The 23,793-nt window shown below is 69.5% G+C and carries 18 protein-coding genes; 8 read left to right on the forward strand and 10 right to left on the reverse strand.

The features are described from left to right. Window positions 1-191 precede the first annotated feature (191 nt). Window positions 192-2,072: an ABC transporter substrate-binding protein gene (locus tag N5095_RS14675; RefSeq protein WP_267623698.1), complete on the forward strand. Its 1,881-nt coding sequence runs from the start codon at window positions 192-194 to the stop codon at window positions 2,070-2,072. A 356-nt stretch (window positions 2,073-2,428) separates the two neighbouring features. On the opposite strand, the gene N5095_RS14680 is transcribed toward N5095_RS14675, so the two are convergent. Beyond that, entirely contained in the window at window positions 2,429-3,130 is a 702-nt protein-coding gene (locus N5095_RS14680) for a hypothetical protein (protein WP_267623700.1), read from the reverse strand. A gap of 183 nt (window positions 3,131-3,313) precedes the next feature. On the opposite strand from N5095_RS14680, the gene N5095_RS14685 reads away from it, so the two are divergent. From N5095_RS14685 to N5095_RS14695, 3 genes are all read left to right on the forward strand, one after another. Continuing rightward, window positions 3,314-3,856: a hypothetical protein gene (locus tag N5095_RS14685; RefSeq protein ID WP_267623702.1), complete on the forward strand. Its 543-nt coding sequence runs from the start codon at window positions 3,314-3,316 to the stop codon at window positions 3,854-3,856. 339 nt (window positions 3,857-4,195) lie between these two features. After that, window positions 4,196-6,046 (forward strand): ABC transporter substrate-binding protein, encoded by a 1,851-nt coding sequence (locus N5095_RS14690; RefSeq protein WP_267623703.1) that lies wholly within the window; start codon window positions 4,196-4,198, stop codon window positions 6,044-6,046. A gap of 77 nt (window positions 6,047-6,123) precedes the next feature. After that, on the forward strand, window positions 6,124-6,396 hold the full coding sequence (locus N5095_RS14695; protein WP_267623704.1) for a hypothetical protein: 273 nt from the start codon (window positions 6,124-6,126) through the stop codon (window positions 6,394-6,396). A 7-nt stretch (window positions 6,397-6,403) separates the two neighbouring features. On the opposite strand, the gene N5095_RS14700 is transcribed toward N5095_RS14695, so the two are convergent. The 6 genes from N5095_RS14700 to N5095_RS14725 all read right to left on the reverse strand — a co-directional run bounded on the left by N5095_RS14700 (window position 6,404) and on the right by N5095_RS14725 (window position 11,764). Then, on the reverse strand, window positions 6,404-7,138 hold the full coding sequence (locus N5095_RS14700) for a DUF8116 family protein (RefSeq protein ID WP_267623705.1): 735 nt from the start codon (window positions 7,136-7,138) through the stop codon (window positions 6,404-6,406). A gap of 56 nt (window positions 7,139-7,194) precedes the next feature. Continuing rightward, window positions 7,195-8,496, reverse strand: a complete 1,302-nt coding sequence (locus tag N5095_RS14705; RefSeq protein WP_267623706.1) for an AI-2E family transporter — start codon at window positions 8,494-8,496, stop codon at window positions 7,195-7,197. Window positions 8,497-8,684: 188 nt separating this feature from the next. Next, window positions 8,685-9,272, reverse strand: coding sequence for a DUF8054 family protein (locus tag N5095_RS14710; protein WP_267623708.1), 588 nt, complete (start codon window positions 9,270-9,272; stop codon window positions 8,685-8,687). Window positions 9,273-9,309: 37 nt separating this feature from the next. Next, window positions 9,310-10,083 carry a nucleotide-binding protein gene (locus N5095_RS14715; RefSeq protein WP_267623710.1) on the reverse strand — a complete coding sequence of 258 codons (774 nt, stop codon included), beginning with the start codon at window positions 10,081-10,083 and terminating at the stop codon, window positions 9,310-9,312. Between the two features lie 131 nt (window positions 10,084-10,214). Continuing rightward, entirely contained in the window at window positions 10,215-10,874 is a 660-nt protein-coding gene (locus tag N5095_RS14720; RefSeq protein ID WP_267623711.1) for a DUF7504 family protein, read from the reverse strand. After that, window positions 10,871-11,764 (reverse strand): GAF domain-containing protein, encoded by an 894-nt coding sequence (locus N5095_RS14725; RefSeq protein ID WP_267623713.1) that lies wholly within the window; start codon window positions 11,762-11,764, stop codon window positions 10,871-10,873. The genes N5095_RS14720 and N5095_RS14725 overlap by 4 nt, the downstream gene beginning before the upstream one ends. Window positions 11,765-12,211: 447 nt before the next feature. On the opposite strand from N5095_RS14725, the gene N5095_RS14730 reads away from it, so the two are divergent. Genes N5095_RS14730 through N5095_RS14740 form a run of 3 tightly spaced genes read left to right on the forward strand, consistent with a single transcriptional unit; the run spans window position 12,212 to window position 17,290 of the window. Then, entirely contained in the window at window positions 12,212-13,789 is a 1,578-nt protein-coding gene (locus N5095_RS14730; RefSeq protein WP_267623714.1) for an NADH-ubiquinone oxidoreductase-F iron-sulfur binding region domain-containing protein, read from the forward strand. After that, window positions 13,786-17,100 carry a formate dehydrogenase subunit alpha gene (fdhF, locus tag N5095_RS14735; protein ID WP_267623715.1) on the forward strand — a complete coding sequence of 1,105 codons (3,315 nt, stop codon included), beginning with the start codon at window positions 13,786-13,788 and terminating at the stop codon, window positions 17,098-17,100. The genes N5095_RS14730 and fdhF overlap by 4 nt, the downstream gene beginning before the upstream one ends. Before the next feature lies 1 nt (window position 17,101). Next, the gene (locus N5095_RS14740) at window positions 17,102-17,290 is read left to right on the forward strand and encodes a flagellar basal body-associated FliL family protein (RefSeq protein WP_267623717.1); all 189 of its coding nucleotides are present in this window, start codon (window positions 17,102-17,104) and stop codon (window positions 17,288-17,290) included. A 257-nt stretch (window positions 17,291-17,547) separates the two neighbouring features. Here N5095_RS14740 and katG read toward each other — a convergent pair whose 3' ends face one another. The 3 genes from katG to N5095_RS14755 all read right to left on the reverse strand — a co-directional run bounded on the left by katG (window position 17,548) and on the right by N5095_RS14755 (window position 22,867). After that, window positions 17,548-19,692: a catalase/peroxidase HPI gene (gene katG / locus N5095_RS14745; RefSeq protein ID WP_267623718.1), complete on the reverse strand. Its 2,145-nt coding sequence runs from the start codon at window positions 19,690-19,692 to the stop codon at window positions 17,548-17,550. Window positions 19,693-20,070: 378 nt separating this feature from the next. Beyond that, complete coding sequence (locus tag N5095_RS14750; RefSeq protein ID WP_267623719.1) at window positions 20,071-21,939, reverse strand: aldehyde ferredoxin oxidoreductase family protein; 1,869 nt, start codon at window positions 21,937-21,939, stop codon at window positions 20,071-20,073. A 79-nt stretch (window positions 21,940-22,018) separates the two neighbouring features. After that, on the reverse strand, window positions 22,019-22,867 hold the full coding sequence (locus N5095_RS14755; RefSeq protein ID WP_267623720.1) for a DUF4097 family beta strand repeat-containing protein: 849 nt from the start codon (window positions 22,865-22,867) through the stop codon (window positions 22,019-22,021). 160 nt (window positions 22,868-23,027) lie between these two features. Between N5095_RS14755 and N5095_RS14760 the strand changes: the two genes are divergently transcribed. Continuing rightward, window positions 23,028-23,756 carry a molybdenum cofactor guanylyltransferase gene (locus N5095_RS14760; protein WP_267623721.1) on the forward strand — a complete coding sequence of 243 codons (729 nt, stop codon included), beginning with the start codon at window positions 23,028-23,030 and terminating at the stop codon, window positions 23,754-23,756. Window positions 23,757-23,793: the final 37 nt, after the last annotated feature.

Raw genomic sequence — 23,793 nt, forward strand, 5'->3', positions numbered from 1 at the left:
TCGACTTCGACCGGCGCCCCGAAGGTGAAAAATGTGCTTTACCGAGGGACTCACACGGTAAAACGAGCGTTTCAGCGTACAGCAGGTACTTGACTCTCGGTCGATAGGTTCGTCAATATGCTCGGCGCGCGGTCCCGACCCACCGACCGTGGGACGCGCTCACGTCGCGTCGCCGTGCACGCACGACAACGATGACAGACGACAACCTCCACCGACGACGGTTCCTCAAGGCGACGGGGAGCGCGGCGGCCGCAGTGGCTGTCGCTGGCTGTACAGGCGGCGACTCCTCCGGTAACGAGTCCGGCGGCTCGACGAACGAGAGCGAGACCACCGGCACCGGCGGGAGCAACGAGTCCACCAGCGGCGAGGGGACGCAGGACGTCGAGGTCGACGGCGACACGCTCAGCCTCGTCAACTCCACGATGACGACGCTGGACCCGGTCGCGTCGACCGACACTGCCTCCGGGACGGTCATCACGCAGGTGTTCGACGCGCTGATGAACTACCCGAACGGCGAGACCAGCGTCGAGAACCTCCTCGCGTCGGAGTACCAGAACTCCGAGGACTTCCAGACGTACACGTTCACGCTGAAGGACGCGACGTTCCACAACGGCGACTCGGTCACCGCACAAGACTTCGTCTACTCGTTCAAGCGGCTGGCCGCGTCGCCCAACTCGAAGCGTTCGTACTTCATCCTCGACTCCCTCGGGGTCAAACACGAGACCGAGGAGGACAGCGAGGGCAACGAGGTCCTGAAGCCCGACTCGCTCGGCGTCACCGCCGAGGACGAGAAGACGCTCACGGTTGAGCTCTCCCAGCCGTTCCACTCCGCACTGGAGATGCTCGCGTACTCCTCCTTCGCGGCGGTTCCGCAGGGCGCGGTCGGCGAGACGCCCGCCGACGAGGTCGGTAGCGACGGGCAGCCGACGACGACGTACAACGAGTTCGCGACGAGCAACCCGGTCGGCGCCGGCCCCTACACCTTCGATACGTGGGAGCAGGGGACCGAGGCCGAAGTCTCGGCGTACTCGGACTACCACGACGGGGAGCCGGCGAACGCCGGCGTCCACTGGCAGATCATCGAGGACACGTCCGCGCGTTACAACTTCGCGATGAACAAGAACGCGGACATCTTCGGCATCCCGTCCTCGAAGTACGACCCCAACAAGGTCAGCATCGAGAACACGGACGACAAGGGCCGGAAGTTCGGCACCTACGGGAGCCTGCGTAACGGCGACACGGCCAACTACATGTCGACGCCGCTCATCAACACCTTCTACATCGGCTTCAACATGCAGGCCGTCCCGAAGGAGGTCCGGCAGGCGTTCGCCTACGTCATGAACCAGCAGACGATGGTTCAGCAGGTGTTCAAGGGGCGCGGGAAGCCCGCATACCACCTGACCCCGCCGCCGGTGTTCCCGAACGAGAACTACGACCAGCACGCCGAGGAGAACTACCCGTACGGGTACAACGAGTCTCAGATCGACCAGGCGCGGCAGGTCATGGAGGAGGCCGGCTACGGACCGGACAACATGTACGAGGTCCAGTGGACCCAGTACGACTCCACCGTCTGGGAGGAGATGGCGAAGATTCTCCGCGACCAGCTCCAAGCGGCCCACATCAAGATGAGCATCGAGAAGGCACCGTTCTCCACGCTCGTCAAGCGCGGGACGAACGGCAATCTCGAGGCGTACACCCTCGGGTGGATCGCCGACTGGCCCGCGGCGGACAACTTCATGCAGCTCATCAACCCGCCGCAGACGGACACCTCGACCTCCGACGCCATCTCGTACATCAACTGGTCCTCGGACAACGGCTCGGCGGCGAACACGGCCAAGGAGGCGTTCACGAAGGTCCAGAACAACCTCGCGCCGACGGATTCGGCGAAGCAGACCCGGAACGAGGCGTACCTCACGATGGAGGAGGCCAACTGGGAGGACGTCGGCTTCCTCAACGTCTACCACCAGACCGGCGAACGCTTCTGGTACGACTCGGTCGAGTACCCGCCGTTCGGCGGCATGGACTACAGCCGCCAGAAGTACGACGACGTGAAGGTCGACCGCTCCGACTGAGCCCGACTCGACGGGCTACCGTCCACCGCTGGCGACGTTTCTTTTTGAACACGAGATCGAGAGAAGCGTCGCTGTATCGCACCCCTGCATTGATGTCAGAATGCAAACTGAACGCGTGTTCTCCAAACGTATAAGTTGGGGACGTGCGTTCGTTCGCCCGTCGACACGGTCCCCGCTTGAAACCGACCCAGGTCGGTCCCTTCCCCATCGACCGACCGTTCACCCGCGGTGTACGCGGCCGTGTCGACACCGACCGCTGTCATCCCACCACAGCTGTCGTCTCGACACGGCGGCTCACGCCGCCGTCCGTTTTCGGAGCCCAGTTGGTAGGCCACGTCGCTGAGACCTGAGACCGGTCAGACCGTCTCGAACTGCCGCCGCGCTTCACGCGTCGCTCGACGCGTCACCACCGTCTCGGCCCGGCGCATCGTCCGAATCGCCTCGTCGGTGTACTCGACGGTGACCGTCGGGACGCCGCGACCGAGCGGACCGAGTTGGAGTACCTCACCGGGGTCGAAGCTGGCGACGAACGCGAACGCCTCGCGGTCCGCGACCACCGGGTCGGTGAAGGAGAGCGCCGTCTCGAGCAGCGACCGAGCCGCGTCGGCGTCGAGGGAGTCCCGGACAGCCGGCCAGAACTCGTCTTCCGGCGACTCGACCGGCGGGCGAGCGGCTTCGACGAGCCGGCGATGACGCTCTAACAGGCGCTCCCGGGCGGCTTCGCGGCGCTCGCGGGCGAGGTCCTCGCGCAGCGCGTCGTAGAACCCGTCGTGAGCGAGGAGGTCGTCGGCGCGGTCCGAGACCGAGTCGTCGGACTCCGCGACGTCGAGGACGACCGCGAACCCGTCGAGCACGTCCCGGCGGGTCGCGTCGAGTTCCGGGCGGACCACGTGGCGTCTGAGCGCCCCTTCGCGCCCGAGCAGGCGGTCGACCACCGCACCGCCGGGACCACGGACGCCACCTCGGAGGGCGGCCGCGACGCTGAACTCGTCGGCGGCGACATCTATCAGGTCGTCGACGTACCGTTCGATGCCGCGCTCGACCGCGGTACGACTCATACGCGGTCGAGGGGCGGGAACGGAATGAGCCTGACGCCCGTCGCTGACGAGTCCGACTCCCGGCACCGGACGAGAACGACGCGCACACCAGTCGGGAACCGGACTTACTCGCGGGTTATCGTCCGGGTTACTCTCTGGTCCGCGAAACTACTTATTCGGAAACGTGACATTCTTGGGTAGAGGATGGAGACCGACTCACACACCGCGTCCGGCGTCCGGTCGAGCCGTCGTCGGCCCCGACCGTGGCCCGTTCGGCGCATCGGCCTGGCGAACCTGCTGGTCGTCGTCGCGGCGCTCGGCGACGTGTTGACCACCTACGTCATCCTGACGACGCCCCGCTCGGAGGGGAACGTCGTGCTCAACGCGCTGGCCAGACGGGGCGTCGGCGTCGCCATGTTCGCGTTCGTGGGGTTCTGTCTCGTGCTCGTCGGGGTCGCGCTGCTGGAGCGCGGCTGGCTCTCCGACGTGGCCGGGACGTACGTTCTGCTCGCGATGGGGTTCTCCACGGTGAACAACGCCGTCGCCTTCGCCACCGGTGTGGTTCCGCTCTCCCATCTCTTCGCCGACCCCGCGACGGCCATCGCCTACGGGTTCCCCCTCTGTGGGCTCGCCCTCGGGACGTGGCGGGCCTACCGTCGCCGCGGGACGCTCCCGTGGCGGGAGGTGCTGTCGGTGTCGGCCGCCGTCGTCGCCGCCGTCGTCGCTCTTCCCATCCTCCTGGCCTGATCGGCCGGTCTCGGAGGTCCGACGCTCCATCCGCGCTCGTTCTCGGTGCGCTCGCCGGTCGACGTCGCCCGCGACCGACTGCGCACGCCAACCGATTCCGTTCGTTGGTCGGCTCCGACCCCCGGCCTGTCGTCGGCTCCTCACTCTACCACCGACCGACCGGACCGGCCGTGAGTGGGAGGTCCGGACGAGGGTGCCGCGAGGCTGAATCGTCGACTTCAGTCACCCCGACGCATTTAGGGCAGAGGTGAGTTAGGCCCCTATGCCGTACTGTGATACGGTATCACGGGACGTGGGTGCGAATCGAGACAGTATCGACCGGAGCGCGGGGTGGTCGGCGTGACCGACGCCGAGGAGTCCGTCTCCCGACGACGGTTCCTGCAGGCGACCGGTGGGACGGCCGCGGCGGTCGGCCTCGCCGGCTGTACCGGCGGGAACGACGACGCCGGCGGTGGGGGCGGCGGTGACGGCACCGAGACGGCCGCCACGAACACCACCGCGACGACGGACGGAACGACCGAGTCCGGCGGCGAGGGGACACCCGAGGGGACGCTCAACCTCGTCAACGCGACGATGGACACGCTCGACCCGGTGGCCGCGGCCGACACGGCCTCGGGCGAGGTCATCCAGCAACTGTACGACGGGCTGACGAACTACGTCAACGGGACGACGGCCGTCGAACCGTTGCTCGCGAAGGGGTTCGAGGCCAGCGACGACTACACGACGTACACGTTCGACCTGCAGAAGGGGGCGACGTTCCACGACGGGAGCGAGGTCACCGCGGAGGACTTCGTGTACGCGTTCGAGCGACTGGCCGGGTCGGAGAACTCCCGCCGGTCGTACTTCATCCTCGACTCGCTGTCGGTCGAACACGACACGGAGGGCGAGGAGTACAAGCCCGGGTCGCTCGCGGTCGAAGCCGTCGACGACTACACCCTGAAGCTGTCGCTCTCGAAGCCGTTCCACGCCACGACCGAGATGCTCTCGTACTCCTCGTTCGCGGCGGTACCCCAGGGAATCGTCGGCGACGTCGAGGGTCACGACGGGCAGGTCCGGTACGAGCAGTTCGCGACCGCCTCCCCGACCGGCGCGGGCCCGTTCGAGTTCGAGACGTGGGAGCAGGGGACCGAGGCCGAGGTCTCCCGCTACGACGACTACTACGACGGAGATGCGAACGTAGAGCGTATCCACTGGCAGATAATCTCGGACCCGAACGCGGCCTACAACTACGGCCAGAACCGGAACTCGGACGTCGTCAGCATCCCGACCTCGAAGTACGACCCGAGCAAGGTTCAAGTCGAGGAGACGGACGACAAGGGCCGGAAGTTCGGCACCTACGGACCGCTGCGAAACGGGGAGACGGCACAGTACATGGCGGCGCCGCAGATCGGCACCTACTACGCCGGGTTCAACATGCAGGCGGTGCCCAAGCCGGTGCGACAGGCGTTCGCCTACGTGCTGAACCAGGAGCTGATGGTCGACCAGGTGTTCAAGGGGCGCGGCCAGCCGGCGTACCACCTGACGCCGCCGCCCATCTTCCCGAACCAGAACTACGAGCAGCACGCGGAGGAGTACCCCTACGGGTACGGCGAGTCGAACATCGAGAAGGCGAAGCAGGTCATGGAAGAGGCCGGGTACGGGCCGAACGACCAGTTCGAGCTCAACTGGACGCAGTACGACTCGAACACCTGGGAGTCGATGGCGAAGATTCTCCGCGATCAGCTCTCGGCGGCGCACGTCTCGATGAGCATCGAGAAGGCGCCGTTCTCCACGCTGCTGAAGCGCGGCCGGAACGGGAACCTCGAGGCGTACTCGCTCGGATGGATCGCCGACTGGCCCGCGCCGGACAACTTCATGCAGCTGCTGAACCCGCCACAGACGGACACGTCGAGTTCCGACGCCATCATGTACACGAACTGGTCGTCGGAGACCGGCAGCGCGGCGGAAGCGGCGGAGAGCGCGTACAACGAGATTGTCGACAACCTCGCGCCGACGGACGCGGCGAACCGGGCGCGCAACGAGGCCACGCTCGCGATGGAGGAGGCCAACTGGGAGGACGTCTCCGTCGCGCCCGTCTACCACAGCGTCGACGAGCGGTTCTACTACGACTGGCTGGAGATCGAACCGTTCGGCGGCATGGGACCGAGCCGACAGAAGTACACCGACGCACGGATTACCAACGGGGAGTAGCGCCGGCTTCGGGCCGGCAGTAGCGCCCACGTCGGTCCGTCGGGGCGCTTTTTTGACGTCGGAGCGTGCGTCACACCGTGGTTAGCTCTCGTGCGCTCACCGCAGTCGTCGGCCTCGGCGTGAGCCTGTTCGTCAGCGTCGCGGCGTGGGCGTACTTCGACACGCTCCTGGTCTTCCTGGTCGTCCCGTTCGTGCCGTTGCTGTTCCGGAGACGAGCCACAGGAGAGTCGGAGGACCGAGCCGACGGCCGCGTCTGTCCGGCGTGTGGGTTCCGGTCGCGCGACCCTTCGGTCGCGTACTGCCCCCGCGACGGGACGAGACTCGAACCGGGCGACCGACGGTCACCCTGACCCGTGTCTACGCATCCGTCGCCAACCGCTCGCGCTCGCGGCGGAGGATGCCCTCCCACACGCCGAACAGCGCGCTGTCGAGTCCATAGGCGTCGTCGACGCCGCGGACCCACGCGTCGTCGGCGAACAGCGCCCGCTGGAACCGTCGTACCTGCGGCGAGAGGTCGCCGTCGGCGAGGTAGTGCGACAGCGTCTCCTCTCGGGTTCGGGCGACGAGGTCGGGCGGCACCTCGACGCCGGACTCGCGGGCGACGTGGACGAACCACTCCAGGTGGAGCAGGGCGTCCGCGACGACGAACCGCTCGGCGAAGCCGAGGTCGCCCACGAACCGGGAGGCCGGGCAGCCACCGACGTACACGTCCCGCGGCCGGCTGAACCGCGGCGCCGACACCGGTTCGACGCCGGTCCGCCGGGCGACGGTGCCGGCGGCCGAGCGAAGCTTCCGCTCGGCGATTCGGCCGAAGGGGAGCAGTCCGAGTTCGTACCAGAGCGGCATCCACTCGCAGTACGGCTCCGTGTAGGTCGCGTCCGCGAGGAAGTCCGCGGCGACCGACCGGGCCGCTCGGGGGTCGAGGTCGTCGCCGGTTCGGAGCGCGGCGACCGTCTCCGGGTACGCCTCGGGAAACGTCCCGAGGTCGAACGCCATCTCCTCGGCCACGTCGTGGACGTACTCGGCGCCGAGGCGATACCAGTCGGCGAAGTCGGCGGGCGTCCGCAACGACAGGAGCGAGAGCACCGTCACGAGCGGAGTGACGGCCTCGAACGGTTTAGCGGGTCGGATTTCGGAAGTCCGGTCCGTCAGCCGTCGCCACCGGGGGTGCCGTCACGGGGGGACGAGTCGGGGGGAGTTCCGTCGCCCGCCTCCTCGGCCGCTTGAGCCCCGTCGCCCGCCTCCTCGGCCGCCCGGGCGTCGCCGATTCGCTCCGCGTCCTCCTCGTCGCGGATGTCGTCGGCTTCGGCGCCGGCCACGTCGAGACCCGCCTCGGACGGGTCGGTCCCGAGCGAGGTCGACCCGACGGCCCGCGGGAGCGGGTCGCGACCGTCTATCAACTCCGGGAGCACCACGTTCGCCGCCTGGACCACCCCGACGAGGAAGAGCGGGCCGAGAAAGAGCCCGTACCAGCCGAACACGGTCGCACCGAGGATGTACGACAGCATCGCCATCCCGTCGTGGATGGTCTGCCCCGAGAACTTCCCCCGGATGAACGTCATGGGGAGGATGTCGAGCAGGAGGAAGGCGGCGACGAGAAACGCCGCAGGCCACCAGAGGGCGGCCGCACCGTTACCCGCCTGCCACGCCTGATAGAACAGGTACGCCGCAGTCGGGAGGTAGACGACCTTACCGACGACGACCGGGACGAACGTCGCGAGGCCGGTGAGGATGGCGAGGAGCGTCGGGAACGGCATCGTGAGCCCCTGTGGTGCGACGTACGCGAACCCGTTGTACAACCCCAGGGCGAGCACCGTGACGGCCGCGACGGTGAGGACGTTCCCGAAGTAGACGACTTCGAGGTCGCGGTCGGCGGCGCTGAGGGCGGCGTACGTCGTCGAGTGTTCCCCCCACTCCTCGCGCACCCAGCCGTGCAGGCGGTGACCGTCGCTGTAGAGGAAGAACGCGAACGTGAGCGCGAGCCCGAGGTGGAGCAGGCCGGTCGATATCGTTCCGAGCGTCGTCAGAACTGCGTTCACTCCCTGCTGGACGCTCGGAAGTCGGTCGAGCCGACCGAGGAACTCCATCGGGCTCCGGAGGATAGCGCCCAGCGACTGCTGGTCGCCCGGCAGCCGCTGCAGCACGAACTGGGTCGCGCCGTCGCCGGCGACGCGGGTGAACTCGCTCCACGCCATGAGTCCCGCGTAGGAGAGCAGGGCGATTGTCGGGACGACGATGAGCAACAGCGTCGCGGCGGCGGCGAGTCCACGAGAGTCGACGCGCTCGTGCAGGCGCCGGAACATCGGCCGCGCCCCGTAGTAGACGAACAGCCCCATGACGACGGTGCCGACGATGCGCCAGGCGACGAACGCCAACACGCCCGCGAGCGCGAACACGACCACCCACCACGCGAGGCGCTCCCGGCTCAGCCCCCACGGTCCCTCGGTCATACGGCGGGGTTCGACCGGGCGACGTTTGTATGTACTCGCCGTCTCTCGTCAGCTGTTCGCGGCGTCGGAGGTGGGGTCGTGGTGCGTACAGAGGCCCCCGGACCTCTTCCGGAACCCCCCATGGTGGTGAGTCGAGCGGTCGCCGTCCGGCGGCCGGTCGGTCGTCGCCTGCGGCCGTCGGACCGTCGCTACTCCGTCGTGAGCGCGTCGTCGCCAGCCGTCGGCTCCCCGTCCCCCGCGAGTTCGCCCGTCAACCCCCACTCCGCTGCGCGTTGTTCCGCCTCGTCGCGCGCCTGCTCGCGGATGGCCGATATCTTCTCCTCGTCTTCGAGGAACGCCTCGAGGGCGCTCGCCTCGTCGTCGCCGTCGTCGTCGACGCGTTCTGGGGGTGCGACCTCGCGAGTCCGCTCGGCCAGCGCCGGGTCGTCGGCCAGTTCGGTCGCCGGCGTCGCCGGTGGTACCCGGAGGTCCGTCGCCTCGTGGGCCGCGGCGAGCGACGACGCCGGGAGTTCGTACAGCTCGACACGGTACGGACCGGGGTGAGCGAACTCGGCGATGGCGTCCGGCCCGCCGCGGTCGCTCGCGGCCTCGTAGGCGAGCGTCGGGACGCCCGCCTCGAACGTCAGGACGCCGCGTTCGCGCGCACCGAGCAGCAGGGCGTCGCTCGGCTCGAAGACGGCGTAGCCCGAGAGCTGGCGGTCGAGCGCCGTCCGGAGGGGGCCGGCCGGGTCGTCGACGACGTGCGAGCGCAGGAGGTCGCCGCGCGGGAGCCGCATGGGTGTCGCCTCCGAGCCGGGGCCGGGCTCCTGCATCTCAGGGGGTTTCGGGAACCACGGCGCTCCTGAAGCGCGCGGCCACGTCGGCTTCGTCGCCGTCGCGCACGTCGATACGACTCGCCGCCTCGCGGTACGCCGTCGCCGCCGGACAGGTCGGCGCGTGCGCGAGCAGCGGCTCCCCGGCGCGGCGGGCGGTTCGGGCGGTCTCCGTGGCGGGGACGGTCGCCAGCGTCTCGCCGCCGAAGTACTCGCTCGCGCGGTCGGCGACGCGGTCGACGCCCGCCTCGTCACGCACCTTGTTGAAGAGGACGCCGGCAGTCGCCGTGCCGTACGAGCGGGCGTACTCCTGTACTTTGAGGGCGTCGGAGAGCGCCGGAATCGTCGGTTCCAACACGACCACGCTACGGTCCGCGAGGACGAGCGGGAGGACGGCGGACTTCGAGCCCAGCGCCGCCGGCGAGTCGAGCAGGAGCACGTCGGTGTCGCGGGCGAGTTCGGCGACCACGTCGCGCAGGCGGGCCGGGTCGGCGTTCTCGAAGGCCGCGAGGCTCGTCCCGCAGGGGACGACGCGCATCCCGAAACGGTCGTACGCGGCGTCGTCGACCGTCGCCTCGCGGTCGGTGAGCAGGAGGTCGTGGAGCGTCGTGTCGGCGTCGTCGAGCCCCGCGTGAAAGAGCAGGTTCGCCATCCCCGTGTCGGCGTCCACGACCGTCACGTCGTGGTCCTCGGCGAGCGCCATCCCCAGTGCGAGCGTCGTCGTCGTCTTCCCCGTGCCGCCCTTGCCGCTGGCGACGGCGAACGCCTCGACCATCGAATCACCTCGGAGTAGCCCCGCTTCCGAATTTAAGTTTTGCGCACGGGCCGACGGAGAGCAGAGCCGGTGCCGGGTCGACCAAGCCCGATGGACCCGACGCCGGACCGGCCGAATCGGACCGAGTCGGCCTACAACGACACCGTCGTCGTCCGGTCGTCGCCGAGGCCGGAGACGGTCAGCGTGGCCTCGCGGCGGCCGGTGCGCTCCACCTCGACGTGTGCCGAGAAGGAGGTGTTCATCCCGGCGACGACGCTCCGCGCGTTCGTACCCACGTCGGCGCTGGTGTCGAGCGCACAGACGCCGATACCGTCCCCGCGACGGAGCTCCGGGAGGAACGTGCTGTTCAGCAGGCGATAGACGGAGCGCATGTCGGCGGCGGCGGCACAGACGCTCGAACAGAGGAGCATCCCGGTACGGAAGCGGGCCGACTGCCCCTGTGCCTCGGCGACCATCGACGAGAGGTCCATCCCCAGTCGGGTGAGGTCGCCGAGGTCGTCGACGACGCGGACGTCCCCGCCGTCGCCGGTCCCGGTGCACGCGAGCACCGCGGCACGGTCGCCGGAGCCTCGCTTCGTCCGGTCGAGCGAGCGGCGGACGGTCCGGCCGCTCTCCTCGGTCGCCAGCACGACGGCCCGCTCGTCGCCGTCGGCGTCGGGGGCGACGAGCCGGTAGAACACCGACGCGAGGGCGTCGCCGTCGTCGCCGGTGAGCAGAATGCTCGTCCCGCTCTCGATGGGGCCGAGCGACAGCCCCTCGGCCTCGAACGTGTCCTCGCTGACGAGCGTCATCGCGCCACCTCCAGGGGTCGCTCCGCGCGAACCGCCTGCCTGAGGTCGAGAATCTCCATCGCCGTCTCGGCGAACTGTTGGAGCTCGTGGCGCTCCGCCTCGGAGTACCGACGCTCCTCGAAGTCGATGAGACACACCTGCCCGATGACGTGGCCGTCGTCGGTGGTCATGTTGGCGCCCGCGTACGAGACGATGCCGAGGTTCACGAGCAGGTCGTTCCCGCTGAAGCGCTTGTCCTCGTGGATGTTCTCGACGACCATCACGTCCTCTTCGAGCATACTGTGGGTGCAGATGGTGTCCTCGCGGGTGATGGAGCCCATCTCGGCGCCGTGACAGGAGAGGACGTTCTCCTCGTCGCGCTCGATGAGGCCGATGAACGCCACGCCGGCGTCGAAGTGGCTGGCGATGAGGTCGGTGAGGCGGTCGAAGCTCTCCTCGATGGGGAGCTCCGCCACGTCGTAGGCCGCGAGCGCCTCCAGGCGCTCACCCTCGTCGTCGGGGGCGAGAAAGCCGACCTGCGCGCTGTGGTCGATGACGTCGTTCGCGACGAACCCCAGTCGGTCGGCGGCGTCGGGGAGGTCGCGATTGAGGTACTCGACGATGACCTCCTCGAAGGAGGCGGTGTCGATGTCGCTCGGCGCCACGTCGGTGAACAGCACGCAGGGCGTCTGCGACGCGGTCTCCCGGATGGCACCGACCACGTCCATCCCGGTCCCGTCCGGGAGGTCGTAGGCGGTGACGACACAGACGATGGATTCCGACTCGAGGCGCTCGCGCGCGGCCTCGACCGACGGCGCACGGACCGCGGTCAGACCGTCCTCGGCCTCCACCGCGTCGACGACGCCGCCGATTCGCTCACTCCTATCTACACAAAGGACATTCCGGCTCATCGACTCGAGCGAGGAAGGGCGAGTATAAAACGGTACGCGGCAAATTATCGGGACAAATATTCTGTTGTGTTACCGGAAATTCTCGTTTCGAATATCGAAAAACGAGCCTTCTCCGGCTCGTGAAGCGTTCCCGGTGACCGGGAGCGCTCGTGCCGAGCGGACGCCGAATCCGCCCGCCGAGTCGTCCGTGGGCGGGTCCTGCCCGGACGGCCGCGCCGAACCGCCTGTCGAATCGCCCCGTGGGAACGTCCGCCCGGCGTTCGGACGGTCGGCGTTCCTCGACGGCCGACGCCTGCTCGGGGAGGCGAGCGGTGACGAACGTCCCCGACCCCCACCGAAAGTCCCTACCCGGAGCCGGCCGATTCCGCCGGGAACAGCCGGCAACACCGTCCGGGGACTTCGATTCCGGCCCGAACTATTACACTCGCTCGGTCCCACCATATGCCAATGGTTGACAGTGACGACGATTCGACCGACGGCGCAGTCGTCCGCGTCCCGGTCGGGTCGGCGAACGAAGGGCGAGCCCGACGGTTGGTCGACGCCGCCCACGACGCTGCAGGCGGCGGTGTCACCGTCGTCGAGACCGGGCCCACGGGGGTGGACACGTCCGAGCCGCTGGTCGCACTCACCGCGGGCGGACGGACGACGCTTCACGGGGGGCTCACTCCGGACGGCGTTCGCACGCTGGTCGAGGCGGCCGCCGACGGCGACCTCGGGGCCGAACGCGCGCGCTCGAGCGTCGAGCACGACACGGAGACCGACGCCTTCCCGACCCCCGACACGGGGCCGCTCTCGGTCGGGCGGCGTCGCGTGCTCGCCCGCGCCGGGTGGACCGACCCCACCGGGGTCGAGGCCGACGAGCCGTTCGCGGCCGACCGCGCGGCCGACGCCGGCGACGAGGTGCGCGAGCGACTCGCCGAGGTCGGTCTGCTCGGCCGCGGCCGCGGCGACGGCGCCCCGGACACGCAGGTGAGCGAGGAGTGGGAGGTCGCCCGCCGGACCGACGGCGACCCGGTCGTCGTCGTCAACGGGAACGAGGCCGACCCGCGCAACGACACGGACCGACTGCTGCTCGAGTCGGACCCCGTCGCCGTGCTCGACGGCGCGCTCGCGGTCGCCGAACTGGTCGGCGCCGACGACGTGGTCGTCTACCTGAACGAGGCCGACGACCTCGCGCGACGGCGCGTCCACGGCGTCGTGAACGCGGTGGCCGACGCGGTCGACGCCGACCACGACACCCTCCCCGAAATCGTCGCCGGCCCGGACCGGTACATCGCCGGCGAGCCGACGATGGCGCTCGAGTCCCTGGAGGGCAACGACCGCCTCGAAGCCCGCCTGCGCCCCCCGACGCCGGCCCGACACGGCATCTACGGACGGCCGACGGTGATTCACACCCCCCGGACGCTGGCACAGGTCCGGCGGGCGATTCTCTCCCCCGAGGAGTACGACCCCGACGACGCCGACCCCGGCACCCGTCTCGTCTCCGTCACCGGCGACGTGGACGGGTCGGCGGTCGTCGAGATTCCGACGGGCGGGTCGCTCGCGACGGCCGCCGAGGCGGTCGGCTTCGAAGGGAACCCGAAGCTGGCGGTCGTCGGCGGGCAGTTCGGCGGCCTCACGCGGACGCTCGACCACCCGGCGAGCGCTCCTGGACTCCGCAGTGCCGACCTCGGGACGGCCGGCGTCGTCGAACTGTTCGACGACGGGGCCTGCGCGCTGGCGGCGGTCGGCCGGCGGGCGCGCTTCGGTGAGGAGGAGAACTGCGGACGCTGTGTCCCCTGTCGCGAGGGGTCGAAACAGCTGACCGGGATGTTGCGCGACATCTACGACGGCGAGTACCGGGACGCGAAGCTGCGGGAACTCGCCCGCGTCGCGCGCGAGTCGAGCACCTGTTCGTTCGGCCGGGAGTTGGCCCGCACGGTCCTCACCGGCGTGGACCAGTTCGAGAACGAGTTCGCGGCCCACGCCGAGGGACGCTGTCCCGCCGGCGAGTGCGGTAGCGAAGGACACGAGGGACACACATGAGCACCGACGAGTACACCGACGACCCGACAGGCAGCAGCGAGTCGGCGCCGGCGGACCCCCTTCCGGGCGTCCCCGGCGTCGAGGACCCCCGCCCGAGCACCCCGCTGACGGAGGACTTCAACGACGGGACGGCGAACGACCCCGACGTCGGCACCCCCGGCGAGGAGATGACCCACGTGACGGTCGACGGCGAGCCCGTCGCCGTCCCGCCCGGCTCGACCGTCATCGAGGCGATGGAGGCGCTCGGCGCCGACGAGGACGTACCCGCGCTCTGTTACTACGACCGAGGCACCGAGCAGGCCGAGAACATCGGCCCGCGCTCGGAGTGTCGCACCTGCATGGTCGACACCGAGGAACACGGGTTGGTCCCCTCCTGTTCGTTCCCCGCCGAGGACGGGCTGACGGTCCGCACCGACGCGGAGGACGCGGCGGAGGCCCGCGAGGTGAACTTGGACCTCGTCCTCTCGAATCACAACCTCCGGTGTACGACCTGCGGGAAGAACGGCCAGTGCGAACTGCAGGACACCTCCATCGAGCAGGGCGTCAACGAGCCCCGCTACGGCGTCTTCGAGGAGCGCGACGAGTACGAGCCCATCGACGACACCAGCGAGGTCATCCAGATAGACCGCAACAAGTGTATCCTCTGTAACCGCTGTGTCGAGGCCTGCAACGACGTGCAGGTCGAGGGCGTCCTCCGGATGGAGGGGAACGCCGGCGACATGCGAATCGCGTTCCAGAACGACTCGGATACGTTCGAGGACTCCACCTGCGTCTCCTGTGGCCACTGCGTCACCGTCTGTCCGACCGGCTCGCTCGTCGAGCAGGGGCTGACGAACGCGGCGACCATCCCACTCCCCGGGTTCAACCAGAAGAACTCCATCGGGAAGGTCATCGAGAGCCCGGCCCCGGAGACCGCCGACGGCGCCGCCGCGCCGAACCGAGGCGTGCCCGGCGCCGACGAAGACGAGGAGCTCACGGGCGTCTCACGGTTCATGGCGAAGGCCAAGCGGGGCGCGTCGGACCTCAAAGAGCGCGTCCGTCAGGACGGTCTCGAAGGGGTCGAACACGTCGCCGAGAAGGCCGCGTCCGAGTCGATGACCATCGGTCAGCTGTTCGACGTGTCGCAGGTCGTCAGCGAGACGCGGCGCTCGCGCATCACGAAGGCCGAGACGACCTGTAACTTCTGTGCGGTCGGCTGTCGGTTCGACCTCTACGGTCGTGACGGCGAGGTGCTCGGGGTGCGGCCCGCCGACCCCGAGGCGACGCCCGCCAACGACTTCTCCACCTGCGTCAAGGGGAAGTTCGGCTACGACTTCGCCAACAGCGACGACCGCCTCGAACACCCGCTCATCAAGGAGGACGGCGAGTTCCGCGAGGCCTCGTGGGACGAGGCGCTCGACCGCATCCACGCGGAACTCTCGGGCATCCAGGAGGAGCACGGCCAACACTCCGTGGCGGTCACCTCCTCCTCGAAGTGTACGAACGAGGAGAACTTCCTCAACCAGAAGTTCGCCCGGCAGGTGCTCGGCACGCCGAACGTCGACAACTGCGCCCGGCTCTGTCACTCCTCGACGGTCACGGCGCTCAAACAGGTGCTCGGTTACGGCGCGATGTCGAACCGCATCAACGAGGACATCGGCGAGACCGACTGCTACCTCATCACCGGGTCGAACACGACCGAATCCCACCCGGTGCTCGCGACGCGCATCAAGCAGAACGTCCGCGACGGCGCCGACCTGTTCGTCTTCGACCCCCGGAAGGTCGGCATCGCCGAGCACGCCGACCAGTACAGCCGGCCGAACCCCGGCACCGACATCGCGTGGATAAACGGGCTCATCCGCTACATCGTCGAGCACGACCTCCACGCGGAGGAGTTCATCGAGGAGCGCACGAAGCACTTCGACGAACTCGTCGAGAAGGTCGACCCGTTCACCCCCGAGAAGGTCGAGGAGCTGACGGGCGTCCCCGAGGAGGAACTCGTCAACGCGGCGCAGACCATCGGCGAGGCAGACACCTGCATCTTCGGCTGGGCGATGGGGATGACCCAGCACGCCCACGGCACCCGAAACCTGCTCGCGCTGACGAACCTCGCGCTCGTCACCGGCAACCTCGGCAAGCCCCGCGCCGGCGTCTCGCCGTTCCGCGGCCAGAACAACGTCCAGGGCGGCGGCGGCGACATGGGTCCCGCCCCGCACAACCTCCCCGGCTATCAGGACCCGACCGACGAGGAGGTCGCACGGAAGTTCGAGGCCGAGTGGGGTGAGCGCCCGCCCGAGGAGGTCGGCCTGCGCCTGCCCGAGCAGTTCGAGGAGATGAAGGAGGGCAACATCCGCGGCATGTTCATCATGGGGGAGAATCCCGTGCTCTCCGAACCGGACATCCGCGACGCCGAGGAGTCCATCGGCGAACTCGACTTCCTCGCGGTGCAGGACATCTTCCTCACCGAGACCGCGGAGTTCGCGGACGTGGTTCTCCCGGCCGCCTCCGGCGCCGAGAAGCTCGGCACGCAGACCAACACGGAGCGGCGCATCCAGATGGTCCGACCGGCTATCGAGCCGCCGGGCGAGGCCAAGCGCGACCTCGACATCCTGATGGAGCTCGCCGAACGCTGGGGGTACGACTGGCGCTCGAAGTACGACGGCCCGGCCGACGTGATGGACGAGATTGCCCGACTGGTCCCCATCTACGGCGGCGTCAGCTACGACCGCCTCGAGGAGATGCCCGACGGCATCCAGTGGCCCTGCGAGGACGAGGACGACCCCGGCACACCCTACCTCTACGAGGACGAGTTCAACTTCGAGGACGGAAAGGCCCGGTTCGTCCCCGCCGACTACGCCGGTCCCGTGGAGCTTCCCGACGAGGAGTTCCCGCTGATGCTGTCGACCGGCCGGGTGCTGTATCACTGGCACACGGGGACGATGACCCGGCGCGTCGAGGCGCTGATGGAGCAGGTGCCGGAGAGCTTCGTCACCATCCACCCGGAGATGGCGGAGGAACTCGGCGTCGTCGACGGGGAGTACGTCAAGGTGACCTCCCGGCGCGGCGACATCACGGTGAAGGCGAACGTCGAGGACCAGTCCGACCCCGGCGTCGTGTTCATCCCGATGCACTTCGTCCACGGGGCGGTGAACGAGCTCACCCAACACGAACTCGACCCGGACTCCTACATCCCCGAGTTCAAGGTGACGAGCGTGAAGGTGGAGCCGGTCGGCCCGAACCCCGACGGCGACACCCTGCCGGTCGACCCCCCCGTCGACGAGGGGACGACCGGGGCGGAGGGTGACTCGGGGCCGGTTCCGGGGGACGACTGAGATGAGCGATTCGACGCTCGACTCCGCGTCCGACCCGGTGCCGGAGCCCGCATCCGACGCCGCGAGTCGGCGGTCCCTGCTGGTCGCCGGCGTGCTACTCGCGGCGCTGGGCGGGGCCCTCTTCTGGCTCTGGCGGAAGAACGCCCCGCTGTCGCGACACTACCGCCGGCTGAAGGACCGGCGGGCGTGAACTCCGGCGCCGGAGGGCCGCCCGGTGCCGGCGGGACACCCGGAATCGACACGAGCCGGTTCCAACGGTAGCGTGGTACCGCGGTACCGCTGAGAGAAAACGCCGCACCTCGTCTCGCTTCGTTTCCACACCCCTTCGAGCCCGTTCGCGAGACCGAAGTGCGGACTCGACCAGTTACGCGACCGAGTCGGAACGGGAGCGGTGGCGCCGCGCTCTCGTGACGCCGGACGCGACCGCCCGACCGCTCGCCGTTCAGCTCACTCGAGGTCGAATCGGTCGTGGGTCATGACCTTGTGCCACGCCTCGACGAAGTCCGTCACGAACTTCTCCTCCCCGCCGTCCTCGCCGTACACTTCCGCGACGGCTCGGAGCCGGGAGTTCGACCCGAAGACGAGGTCGACTCGGGTGCCCTTCCGCACGACCTCGCCCGTGTCGCGGTCGTGTGCCTCGTACAGGTTCTCGGCGTCGGCCTCCTTCCACTCCGTCTCCATCCCCAGCAGGGTCTCGAAGAAGTCGTTGGTCAGCGTCCCCGGCCGGTCGGTGAAGACGCCGAGGTCGGAGCCGTCGTAGTTCGCGTCCAGCGCGCGCATGCCGCCGACCAACACCGTCATCTCGGGGACGGTCAGGTCCAGCAGTTCCGACTTGTCGACCAGCAGCTCCTCCGCCGGCTGGTCGGCCTCCTCGGAGTAGTAGTTCCGGAACCCGTCGGCCCTCGGCTTGAGCGCCTCGAAGGACTCGACGTCGGTCTGCTCCTGCGAGGCGTCGGTGCGACCCGGCTCGAACGGCACGTCCACGTCGTAGCCGGCGTCCGCGGCCGCCTGCTCGACGGCGACGTTGCCACCGAGGACGACGAGGTCGGCGAGCGAGACGCGAACGTCGTCGTCGCGCGAGCCGTTGAAGTCCTCCTTGATCTCCTCGAAGGTGTCGAGCACGGTCGACAGCTCCTCGGGGTTGTTGACCTCCCAGTCACGCTGCGGGCGGAGACGGATGCGGGCGCCGTTGGCGCCGCCGCGCTTGTCGGACTTGCGGAACGTCGACGCCGACGCCCAGGCGGTCCGCACGAGCTGGGGCACGGACAGCTCCGAGTCGCGAATCTTCTCCTCAAGCTCGGCGACCTCCTCCTCGCCGACGACCTCGTAGTCGGCGTCCGGGAGCGGGTCCTGCCACAGCATCTCCTCGTCGGGCACCTCCGGGCCGAGCATTCGGGACGGCGGACCCATGTCGCGGTGGATGAGCTTGTACCAGGCTTTCGCGAACGCCTCCTGGAACTCGTCGGGGTTCTCCTGGAAGCGTTCGACGACTTCCCGGTAGTCCGGGTCCTCCTTCAGCGCGATGTCCGTCGTCAGCATCATCGGCGTGACCGACTCGTCCTGGTTGTGAGCGTCGGGGACGGAGCCCTCGAGCTCCTCGTCCGTCGGCCGCCACTGCCACGCGCCGCCGGGACCCTTGTGGGGTTCCCACTCGTAGTCGAGCAGGTTGTCGAGGTAGCCCATGTCCCAACTGATGGGCGCCTGCGTCCAGGGACCCTCGATGCCGCTGGTGATGGTGTCGGCGCCCCGCCCGGACTCGTGGTCGCTCTCCCAGCCGAACCCCTGTGACTCGATGGGTGCCGCCTCGGGTTCGGCACCGACGAACGCGTCGGGGTCGTCGGCGCCGTGGACCTTCCCGAACGTGTGGCCGCCGGCGATGAGCGCGACTGTCTCCTCGTCGTTCATCGCCATCTGGCTGAACGTCTGGCGGATGTTGTGCGCGGAGCCTTCGAGGTCCGGTTCGCCGTTCGGCCCCTCTGGGTTCACGTAGATGAGCCCCATGACGGAGTTGCCGAGCGGGTTCTTGAGGTCACCCTCCTCGTCGAATCGCTCGGGGGACGACTGCTCCATCTCGTCTTCCGGACCCCAATCGACGGCCTCGTGAGGTTTGTAGGTGTCCTCACGGCCGCCGCCGAAGCCGAACGTCTCGAACCCCATCGACTCCAGCGCGACGTTGCCGGTCAGGACCAGCAGGTCGGCCCACGAGAGGCTATCGCCGTACTTCTGCTTCACCGGCCAGAGCAGTCGGCGCGCCTTGTCGAGGTTGGCGTTGTCCGGCCAACTGTTGAGCGGCGCGAGCCGCTGGCCGCCGCGGGATGCCCCGCCCCGCCCGTCGGAGACGCGGTAGGTGCCGGCGCTGTGCCACGCCATGCGAATCATCAGCGGTCCGTAGTGGCCGTAGTCGGCCGGCCACCACTCCTGTGACTCTTTCAGGACTGCGTCGATGTCCGCTTTCACCTGCTCGAAGTCGAGCTTCTCGAACTCCTCGGCGTAGTCGAACTCCTCGTCCATCGGGTCGCCCGGACGGGCGTTGTTGTCGAGGATGTCCAAGTTCAACTGGTTCGGCCACCAGTCTCGGTTGGTGTTCTTCATCACCGGCCAGTTACCGCCTTGGCCTGTTAAGATTGACTAATTCGGAAAGGAGTTTCGTCGCCGCCCAACTCATCTATCGGATGTGCGAACCCTCGTCGTCGATGGTTAGCGTCCCCCGCGGACGGCGCGTCCGAGGTGCTCGCCGTCGGTGACTCCCCGAACTGGCTCTGTCCCGGCCGAGCCCTTTGGCCCTGACCGACCCGTGGTTCACCCGCTCGACTCCGACGCGTCCGTTCCCCTCCGAGCCGTCCATTTCCCTCCGACTCGCCAACTCGACCCCGTTCGCGGTGGGAGCCGGCCGGGATGCGTACACGACATATCGATGTATAGAACAGTCGCTTCGAAGGAATATTTTCGCTTCCGGCACCTCTCGAGTCGCTAATCGTCGCAGGCGGCGGCGTCACTCGACCTACCGACCGGGGTCGTGTCGTCGACGAGGTCCGACAGGTCCAGCCGGCGTAGCGTCGAGCGCGTCGGGACGCCGTGTTCGTCCCACCCGCGTCGGTCGTAGTACGCGTCGAGCGCGGCCTCGAACTCCGCGGGGTCGAGACCGACGTCCTCGCCGGACCGGGCGAGCGCCATCGGCAACGCGTCGTCCGCGCGGCCGAACCCCTCGCGGACGTTGAACAGTCGCGTGAGGTTCCAGACGCGCTCGCCGACCCGGCGGAGGTCGGCGGCGTCGTAGTCGAGGCCGACGGCGCGGAGCCACTCCGCGCCGAGGTCGGTCTCGAACGCCTCGGCGGCGAGGTCGTCGACGACGAGCGACCAGAGGGCGGAGCGGAGGTCCTGTTCGGCCGCGACGGCCGCCGCTCGGCGGGCCGGCGACCAGTCCGCGACGGCGAACACCTCCTCCACGACGGGCCGGGCGCGGCGGTGGCAGGCTCCCCGGTCGGAGGTAGCGTAGGCGAGTGCCATCGCGGGCGAGCGCCGCGGGTCGTACGAGGAGAGCGACATGGCCTTCACCGTCGGGACGGCGTCTGCGTTCCCCCGGCGCTCGGCCGCGCGCTCGACCCCCTCGGCGAGGTCGTCGCCGAGCGGCGTCGACCGGGTCGCGATTTCCTCGAGCAGGCGCCGGGCGGCCTCGTCGTCGCCGAAGTCGACGTCGACGCCGTCGGCGTGCATCACCCACGCGACGGCGTTGCCCGCGGAGATGACGTCGAGCCCGAGTCGGTCACAGCGTCCGCCGAGCGCCGCCACCGCGTCGAAATCGGCGAGGTCGAGGTTCGAGCCGAGCGAGATGGGTGTCGCGCCGCGCGGAACCGGCTCCGCGCCGTCGTCGGCCTCGACGCGGAACCCGCCGGGCACCGCGTCGTCCGCTCGCTCGCGGGCGACGGCCGCGGCGCGAACCGCCTCGATGCCGAGGTCGGCGGCGGGGTCGGTCTCGCCGCCGTCGCCACCGGCGGTCCCGTCGCCGCTCCACCCTCGCGTCGGCAACACGCCCGTCTCAGCCGCGAAGTCGACCGTCTCCATCGTCTCGCCCGCGCCGTACCAGCGCCCGCTGTCGGTCTCGGCGAGCCGGCGGTCGTACTCCCGACGGAGGGCGTCGAGACCGTCGCGGTCGGGGGAGTCGTCACGGCCGGCGAAATCAGTGTCAGCGTGGGTGTCGGCACGGTCGTCGCCGTCGACGACGACGGCCTTCAGCCGCTTCGCCCCGAGGACGGCGCCCGCGCCGCCGCGGCCGGCCTGGTGGTCGCCGCCGTCGGAGGCGACGGTCGCGTAGCGGACCCGGTTCTCGCCCGCCGGGCCGATGCAGGCGACCGCCCGGCGGTCGGCGTCGGGGGCGTCGGCGAGGAGACGGTCCGTGGTCTCGACGGCGTCCAGCCCCCACAGGTCGGTGGCGGGCTCGAGCGTCGCCTCGCCGTCGGCGACGTGGAGCGCGACCGGGTCCTCGCTCTCGCCCTCGACCAGGACGGCGAGACAGTCCCCGAGCGCGCCCGCGAGGCGGGCCGGGAAGTCGCCGCCGGCGTAGGAGTCGAGGAAGGTCCCCGTCAGCGGGGACTTCGTGACGACCGCGTCGGTCGCGTGACCGGGAGTGAGCCCGGTGACGGGGCCGAGGCTGAACAGGAGGACGTTGTCGGGGCCGAGCGGGTCCGTCCCCGGTTCCAACTCGTCGTAGAGGTAGCGCGCGCCGAGCCCCTTCCCGCCGACGTACTGCCGGCGCCAGCGCTCCGGAATCGGCTCCCGTTCGGCGGTACCCGCCGTGAGGTCGACCCGGAGGAGTCCACCCGGCGGCGTGTCGTCGGTCACACGCGAGGTTCGGTCGCGAGGACCCTAAGCCCCCCGGCCGCGGAATCGCGGCGAGGGCCGACGTTCGCGACCGACTCGGTCACTCCTCGAGCGCGACGAGGTCGATGCCGCCGTTGCCGGTCCGGATACGGAGCCGATTCCCGCCGTCGCCCAGTCGTCCCTCGACCCGGCGAGCGGGGCGCTCTCCCGGGTCGAGCGCGAGGTCGTCGACGTCGATGGAGCCGAGTTCCGTCGTCGCCAGCAGTTCGGCGTCGAGGTCGGCGCCCAGCGCGACGTCGACGTTCCCGTTGCTCGTCCGGACGGTCGTGTCCCGGCGAATCGCCGGAACCTCCGCGTCGATGGAGCCGTTGCTCGTCTCGATGCCGTCGACGCCGGCCACCCCCGACACGTCGACCGACCCGTTGGCAGCGGTCACGGTGACGAACCCGTCGACGTTCCGCACCTCGATGGCTCCGTTCGCACTCTCTACGGTGAGGTCCCCGGCCGTGTTTCCGACCGTCACCCGGCCGTTGGCGGTCGTCGTCTCCGCGACCCGCGTCCCGGCCGGGACGGCGAGGTCGAGTCCGACGCTCACCGTCCGTCGAGCCTCGTCGGTCCCGTACACCGTCTCGACGAGGTAGGCGGCTCCGTCCCCCTCTTCGCCGTCGGACGCGGAGTCGGAGCCGGTCTCGACGGTCACCTCGTCGAACCGGCCGGCGCTCGTCGGAGCGCGTTTCGTAACCGTCAGCACGACCCCGTCGCCGTCGTGCGTGTCGACGACGACGGAACCGTTCGTGTTTCGAACGCGGACCGCGGCGCCGTCGGGGACGTCGAGGTCCGTGGACGTGGTCTCTTCGGGGGACGTTCCGGGGGCCGTACAGCCGGCGAGGCCGACCAGCCCGGCGGCGCCCGCGAGGCCGGTCGACCGGAGGAGGGTGCGGCGACGCATACCGGAGAAACGTCTCAGTCGCTCATCAACTCTCCGGGGGCGAGCGAACCGTTCGCACGAGCCGGGAGCGGCTGTCGCCGGGGGACCGACTGCGCTCGCGACGTGGGTTCGATTCGACCGTGCCGCCGCCCTCATACGACCTGGCCTCGAAGCCACGGCCATGCGCGCCGCAGTGATAATCGCCGGCGGCCGGTCGACCCGCTTCGGCGACGCCGACAAAGCCGTCGCCGACCTCGCCGGCGTCCCGATGACCCGCCGGGTCGCCGACCGACTCGTCACCGTCGTCGACCGCGTCGTCGTCAACTGTCGGGCCGACCAGCGCGACGCGCTCGAACGGGCGATGGCCGGCTACCCGCTCCCCGTCGCGTACGCGGTCGACCCCGACCCAGACGAGGGACCGATGGCGGGCATCCGCACCGGGGTACGAGCGGTCGCGGCGGGCGCCGACGAGGCGAGCGGGAACGGGGCGGCCGACCCGGACGCCTACGCCCTCGTCGTCGCCTGCGACATGCCCTTCGTCGACCCCGAGTTCGTCGACTACCTCTTCGAGCGTGCGGCGGGCCACGAGGCCGCGGTCCCCCAGCTCGACGACGAGTGGTTCCAGACGACACAGGCCGTCTACCGCGCCGGGCCGATGGCCGACGCCTGCGAGGCCGCGCTCGACGCCGGCGAGCGGAAGATTCTCGCGCCTCTGGAACGGTTGGAGTGGGTCGTCGTCGACGACGCCGAGATTCGGGCGCGGACGACGCCCGAGACCTTCGAGAACTGCAACACGCGCGCGGAGTTCGAGGCGGCGACCGAGCGGCTCGCGGCGGACGACGGCGGCGACGGTGGTGGGGACCGGTCCGATGGCGACGGCGGCGACGGTCACGAGGGCGGTGTCGGTTGACATACACGAAAAGTTGAAGTTCTGTAGTAGTGATAGC

Source organism: Halobium salinum (genome assembly GCF_026586625.1).
Classification (GTDB): Archaea; Halobacteriota; Halobacteria; order Halobacteriales; family Haloferacaceae; genus Halobium; species Halobium salinum.

Bases quoted from the DNA above. Each gene is read 5' to 3' on its own strand.
- N5095_RS14675 (WP_267623698.1), top strand. From the start codon at position 192: ATGACAGACGACAACCTCCACCGACGACGGTTCCTCAAGGCGACGGGG.
- N5095_RS14680 (WP_267623700.1), bottom strand. From the start codon at position 3,130: ATGAGTCGTACCGCGGTCGAGCGCGGCATCGAACGGTACGTCGACGAC.
- N5095_RS14685 (WP_267623702.1), top strand. From the start codon at position 3,314: ATGGAGACCGACTCACACACCGCGTCCGGCGTCCGGTCGAGCCGTCGT.
- N5095_RS14705 (WP_267623706.1), bottom strand. From the start codon at position 8,496: ATGACCGAGGGACCGTGGGGGCTGAGCCGGGAGCGCCTCGCGTGGTGG.
- N5095_RS14710 (WP_267623708.1), bottom strand. From the start codon at position 9,272: ATGCGGCTCCCGCGCGGCGACCTCCTGCGCTCGCACGTCGTCGACGAC.
- N5095_RS14715 (WP_267623710.1), bottom strand. From the start codon at position 10,083: ATGGTCGAGGCGTTCGCCGTCGCCAGCGGCAAGGGCGGCACGGGGAAG.
- N5095_RS14720 (WP_267623711.1), bottom strand. From the start codon at position 10,874: ATGACGCTCGTCAGCGAGGACACGTTCGAGGCCGAGGGGCTGTCGCTC.
- N5095_RS14725 (WP_267623713.1), bottom strand. From the start codon at position 11,764: ATGAGCCGGAATGTCCTTTGTGTAGATAGGAGTGAGCGAATCGGCGGC.
- N5095_RS14730 (WP_267623714.1), top strand. From the start codon at position 12,212: ATGGTTGACAGTGACGACGATTCGACCGACGGCGCAGTCGTCCGCGTC.
- fdhF (WP_267623715.1), top strand. From the start codon at position 13,786: ATGAGCACCGACGAGTACACCGACGACCCGACAGGCAGCAGCGAGTCG.
- N5095_RS14740 (WP_267623717.1), top strand. From the start codon at position 17,102: ATGAGCGATTCGACGCTCGACTCCGCGTCCGACCCGGTGCCGGAGCCC.
- katG (WP_267623718.1), bottom strand. From the start codon at position 19,692: ATGAAGAACACCAACCGAGACTGGTGGCCGAACCAGTTGAACTTGGAC.
- N5095_RS14755 (WP_267623720.1), bottom strand. From the start codon at position 22,867: ATGCGTCGCCGCACCCTCCTCCGGTCGACCGGCCTCGCGGGCGCCGCC.
- N5095_RS14760 (WP_267623721.1), top strand. From the start codon at position 23,028: ATGCGCGCCGCAGTGATAATCGCCGGCGGCCGGTCGACCCGCTTCGGC.